This is a genomic window from Alicyclobacillus kakegawensis NBRC 103104 (genome assembly GCF_001552655.1).
GTDB classification, from domain to species: Bacteria; Bacillota; Bacilli; order Alicyclobacillales; family Alicyclobacillaceae; genus Alicyclobacillus_G; species Alicyclobacillus_G kakegawensis.
The window spans coordinates 1-1,313 of the sequence record NZ_BCRP01000061.1 but is presented as its reverse complement, the minus strand read 5'-3'; the positions used below and the strand labels follow the sequence as shown (position 1 = coordinate 1,313).

Annotated in this window: 3 protein-coding genes; all 3 read right to left on the bottom strand. The window is 55.6% G+C overall.

Annotated features, from left to right (window positions below):
- A partial coding sequence (locus AK2_RS16220; RefSeq protein ID WP_157076403.1) for a hypothetical protein occupies positions 1–232 on the bottom strand: 232 nt, incomplete at its 3' end.
- Positions 233–384: 152 nt separating this feature from the next.
- On the bottom strand, positions 385–654 hold the full coding sequence (locus AK2_RS16215) for a DUF1064 domain-containing protein (RefSeq protein ID WP_067937147.1): 270 nt from the start codon (positions 652–654) through the stop codon (positions 385–387).
- A 468-nt stretch (positions 655–1,122) separates the two neighbouring features.
- The coding region (locus tag AK2_RS16210) for a hypothetical protein (RefSeq protein ID WP_217994725.1) at positions 1,123–1,313 on the bottom strand (191 nt) is incomplete at its 5' end.

The following is a 1,313-nucleotide window of genomic DNA, read 5'->3' as shown; positions in this document are numbered from 1 at the left end:
AAAACCGGCGACACTCCTGATCCTTCGGGTCTTCGGCGATATCGGGCAGCAAATGCGGGAGTCTCGATTCATCGAAGCTCGGAGAGCGGATGGTACGCGGGTCGGCGGCACGCTCATACCCAGGCAGGGGCTTGCGCTCGGCTGCCCGCTCTACCATATCGGCTTCAAGCAGTCGCACCATCTGCCGTGTCCGTGTCTTGTCCACCTTGCGCAGGCCCAAGTCCAGTTGCATTCACCGCGCCCCTGTGGTAAGGTTTGGGAAACCCGCTTTCCTTCTGCCCCCACCGCGGGGGGCTACTTCGTCCTGGAAACAATTTTGTAATGAACCGTACCATTGGGCGTGATACCATGAACCGGCCGGGCTTATACCCGGCAGGTACACCCTTACCCCTTTTTTCTCCTTTTTGTGGCCCCGATTCGGGGCCACCTTTTTCTCAGCGCATTCGCTGGCGTTCGATGCGGCGCCCGTTCTTCGTCAACCCCTCCTGCAACCTTGTACCGCGGTTGCCGACGGAAACTAGCAATCTCGCCGGCCTGCTGCACCAGCAGATACAGGTAGTACTCCGCCTCCGCCGCGCCGGCGAACGTGATGCCGCTGATGGTCGTCTTCCTGGGGCCAAACTTGTTTCGTCCGCCCAGAATCAGTCGCGTCAAAGCCAGTACACCCCGTTTCTCCAACCTAGTCTTGTCCCAATCGAATCATGTGGTTCACCAGATCCAGCTCATTGGTTCTCTTTATCCACGCACTTAAGGTACAATCCGTGACATTGGAGGTGCACACTGTGTCACCTAAACTCCTTGTACAGGTTCTCCTTGGACTTCTTGTAAGCACAGCTTGGACTGCTCTGTTCGGCTTAATATTGGTGTGGTATGTCAATGGAACTGTACTGCTAGCAACTTACATCGGAATCCCATTTCTGTGCTCGCCCTGTACACAAAGAACTTTTGGTTGCGTTTGACCATCTTTGTGACGACCGCTGCGGTTACAATCTTCGTATTGGCCCGGCTGCACTTCGCTGTCGCCTTGTGACCACTTATGCTGTCATGTAACGACGTGATGCTTTTGATGGTCGTGTTATGTGTGCTACGGGTCCTGGAGGCGAAGTGCAAGTCGTGTCACCGCTACTCCACCTTTACGCGGATGGTCTTGTCGGCGGCCGATATCCGGATGCCCTTCACCTTGGATTGCAGGTCGCACTTTTGAAGCTGCCTGACCAAGCTGTCGAAAACGACGATTATGGCGTACACCGTGGGCTCATCTGGAATTTTGACCCAGTACCTGGTTGCCACCGCTTCATGGCCCCTTTCGATGG